This window comes from Acinetobacter sp. 18QD2AZ41W (assembly GCF_009829025.1).
In the GTDB taxonomy this organism is placed as follows: domain Bacteria; phylum Pseudomonadota; class Gammaproteobacteria; order Pseudomonadales; family Moraxellaceae; genus Acinetobacter; species Acinetobacter pseudolwoffii.
Genome location: NZ_WURP01000037.1, coordinates 1 through 3,419, shown reverse-complemented (window position 1 = coordinate 3,419; position 3,419 = coordinate 1). Strand labels below are relative to the sequence as shown.

The 3,419-nt window shown below is 45.4% G+C and carries 4 protein-coding genes; all 4 read left to right on the top strand.

Features of this window, described 5'->3' with window-relative positions; all coding sequences use genetic code 11:
* The first annotated feature begins 126 nt into the window (after positions 1-126).
* The 4 genes from GVV58_RS14985 (at position 127) to GVV58_RS14970 (ending at position 3,255) form a co-directional block, all read left to right on the top strand.
* Positions 127-792, top strand: coding sequence for a tyrosine-type recombinase/integrase (locus tag GVV58_RS14985; protein ID WP_015060916.1), 666 nt, complete (start codon positions 127-129; stop codon positions 790-792).
* A gap of 189 nt (positions 793-981) precedes the next feature.
* The gene (tet(X), locus tag GVV58_RS14980; RefSeq protein WP_159516852.1) at positions 982-2,148 is read left to right on the top strand and encodes a tetracycline-inactivating monooxygenase Tet(X); all 1,167 of its coding nucleotides are present in this window, start codon (positions 982-984) and stop codon (positions 2,146-2,148) included.
* Positions 2,149-2,296: 148 nt separating this feature from the next.
* Complete coding sequence (locus tag GVV58_RS14975) at positions 2,297-3,034, top strand: recombinase family protein (RefSeq protein ID WP_001366550.1); 738 nt, start codon at positions 2,297-2,299, stop codon at positions 3,032-3,034.
* The gene (locus tag GVV58_RS14970) at positions 3,031-3,255 is read left to right on the top strand and encodes a hypothetical protein (RefSeq protein WP_000743213.1); all 225 of its coding nucleotides are present in this window, start codon (positions 3,031-3,033) and stop codon (positions 3,253-3,255) included. Before GVV58_RS14975 ends, GVV58_RS14970 begins: the two co-directional genes overlap by 4 nt.
* Positions 3,256-3,419: the final 164 nt, after the last annotated feature.

Here is a 3,419-nt window from a genome sequence, read left to right as displayed (position 1 = left end):
CAGGGGTGTCGAAAGAGTCAACTGCGGTCCAAAGCTGTTGGACTTGGGTGAAAAGGGCGTTTATTCTTCCTATACGTCGATCGATTGAATGAAGGACATATACAATCATTTCTCCGACATTTGGTTATGGAGCGAAAAGTTTCAATATCTTATCAAAACCAGGCAATCAATGCGATTAAGTTTTATTACGAACGTGTTTTGGGTGGACAACGGAAAACATATTTCATCGAAAGACCAAAAAAAGAAAAAACACTTCCTGTTGTGATGAGTGAAGAAGAAACCATTCGGGTACTACGCGCTATTGAAAACGTGAAACACAAGGCTATTCTGATGACTATTTATTCGGCAGGTTTGCGCATTTCTGAATGTATAAACCTGAAAATAAAAGACATTGACTCCAAGCGCATGCAAATTCGTATAGAACAGTCAAAAGGAAAAAGAGATCGTTATACCATTTTATCTGAGAAAACATTAATTATTTTAAGAACATACTTTATGGAATATAAACCAAAAGATTATTTATTTGAAGGTCAAAAAGGTGGCGCATACTCAAGCCGAAGTATTCAAAACATTTTTAAAGCAGCTGTTTTAAAAGCAAAGATTCAAAAGGAAGTTACTGTACATACCTTACGACATAGCTTTGCAACGCATTTGCTTGAGAATGGTACGAGTTTACGTTATATTCAATCGTTGTTAGGTCATTCAAGCAGTAAAACAACTGAGGTTTATACACATATTACCACCAAGGGAATGGAACAATTAAAAAGTCCGATGGATTTGTTAGATATATAGAAAGGATTTGTATATTTGAGCAAAACTTAACAAAAAGCACTATGAATATAAATCCTTTTGAGAGAGTAGAAACGAACGGTAAACGGTTGAAAACGGATTTGTCACTGATAATGAAAGGTTTAGCAAAATAAGATATAGTGGATATATACGCCATTTGGCGTATAGCCACTTGTTATGTGCCATTTTTGAATGACAATGCGAATAGATACAGGCAAACAAATGAATTTACTTAGTGATAAGAACGTTGCAATAATTGGTGGTGGACCCGTTGGACTGACTATGGCAAAATTATTACAGCAAAACGGCATAGACGTTTCAGTTTACGAAAGAGACAACGACCGAGAGGCAAGAATTTTTGGTGGAACCCTTGACCTACACAAAGGTTCAGGTCAGGAAGCAATGAAAAAAGCGGGATTGTTACAAACTTATTATGACTTAGCCTTACCAATGGGTGTAAATATTGCTGATGAAAAAGGCAATATTTTATCCACAAAAAATGTAAAGCCCGAAAATCGATTTGACAATCCTGAAATAAACAGAAATGACTTAAGGGCTATCTTGTTGAATAGTTTAGAAAACGACACGGTTATTTGGGATAGAAAACTTGTTATGCTTGAACCTGGTAAGAAGAAGTGGACACTAACTTTTGAGAATAAACCGAGTGAAACAGCAGATTTGGTTATTCTTGCCAATGGTGGAATGTCGAAAATAAGGAGCTTTGTTACCGACACGCAAGTTGAAGAAACCGGTACTTTCAACATCCAAGCTGATATTCTTCAACCGGAAATAAACTGTCCCGGATTTTTTCAGCTATGCAACGGCAACCGATTAATGGCGGGACATCAGGGCATTTTATTGTTTGCCAATCCCAATAATAATGGTGCATTGTATTTAGGAATTAGTTTTAAAACGCCCGATGAATGGAAAAATAAAATTCCCTTAGATTTTCAGGACAGAAACAGCGTTGCCGATTTTTTATTGAAAAGATTTTCCAAATGGAGTGAAGTTTACAAACAATTAATACGTTCGGTATCAACATTTCAATGCTTGCCCACAAGGAAATTTCCTTTGAACAATGATTGGAAAAGTAACCGTCCATTACCCATAACAATGATTGGCGATGCTGCTCATTTGATGTCGCCTTTTGCAGGACAGGGTGTAAATACGGGATTATTGGATGCTTTGATATTGTCTGAAAACCTTACAAACGGAGAATTTACAAGTATTGAAAATGCCATCGAAAACTACGAACAACAAATGTTTGTTTATGCAAAAGATACGCAGGACGAATCGACAGAAAACGAAACCGAAATGTTTAGTCCCAATTTTTCGTTTCAAAAATTATTGAATCTATAAACAGTAAGAAAAAACGGCTACTAACAAGCAGTTTTGCAATAGTGGGGCAGAAGTGCAAAATTGAACTTGTGTGCTTCTATCAACTTTTGTACATTAGCTGCCAGTTTAAGATGGGTGCATTTGAGTATGCCCAAAGGAGCCCGCAAGTATGCGCAGGACGAAGCCAGTAGCCGCGCCGATGGTGGCGCGGGTCTATCTGCGCGTCAGCACCGACGCGCAGGACTTGGAACGCCAAGAGGCGATCACTACGGCCGCGAAGGCCGCCGGCTACTACGTCGCCGGCATCTACCGTGAGAAGGCATCCGGCGCACGCGCCGACCGGCCTGAGCTGCTGCGCATGATCGGCGACCTACAGCCCGGCGAGGTGGTCATTGCCGAGAAGATCGACCGCATCAGCCGCCTACCTTTGCCCGAGGCCGAGCGCCTGGTGGCCTCGATACAGGCCAAAGGCGCACGCCTGGCCGTCCCTGGCGTGGTCGATCTATCCGACCTGGCGGCCGAGGCCCAGGGCGTCGCCAAGATCGTGCTGGAAGCCGTGCAGATCATGCTTTTTCGCCTGGCCTTGCAGATGGCCCGCGACGACTACGAGGACAGGCGCGAACGCCAGCGCCAAGGCATTGAGTTGGCCCGCCAGGCCGGGCGGTACAAGGGCCGCCGTGCTGATCCGAAGCGCCGCGCCCAAGTTGTCGCGCTGCGCAAGTCCGGCTACAGCATCAACAAGACCGCCGAGCTGGCCGGGTACAGTGCGGCCCAGGTGAAACGGATATGGGCCGAGGTCAGCCAGGCCGAAGCGAAGCAGCACGGCGCGTTCGTGGAGGACGCATTGACGGAAGCCGATGCCCTGGCCGCTGTCGGCCAGGATGAGCGCCAGGAGGAAAGGGCATGAAGAAGCCGAACCAAGACGACGAGCCGTTTTTCATCACCGAGGAGATTGCGGCCGAAATGATCGCCGGCGGCTATGAGTTCGAGCTGCCGCCCATTCCTTGCACCATCCGCCTACGCGACGTGCTGGAGCGCATGACCGATGCTGAGCTAGCATTGCAGCCGGGCGAGATCGCCGACCAGGAGCGTGAACGCTGCCGGCGCAAGCCGTGTTCAACCTCATGATCTGGTCATGGTATTTTTCATGGCACTGAGCCTGATAGTTCTTGCAAATTGTTGTCACTAAAGGGTTTTGTGTGCTTGTTTACAATCGAGTGGGAGTGACGGGCACTGGCTGGCAATGTCTAGCAACGGCAGGCATTTCGGCTGAGGGTAAAAGAACTTTCCGC

Excerpts from the sequence above, each read along its gene's own strand:
- GVV58_RS14985 (WP_015060916.1), top strand. The coding sequence starts at position 127 with ATGGAGCGAAAAGTTTCAATATCTTATCAAAACCAGGCAATCAATGCG.
- GVV58_RS14975 (WP_001366550.1), top strand. The coding sequence starts at position 2,297 with ATGCGCAGGACGAAGCCAGTAGCCGCGCCGATGGTGGCGCGGGTCTAT.
- GVV58_RS14970 (WP_000743213.1), top strand. The coding sequence starts at position 3,031 with ATGAAGAAGCCGAACCAAGACGACGAGCCGTTTTTCATCACCGAGGAG.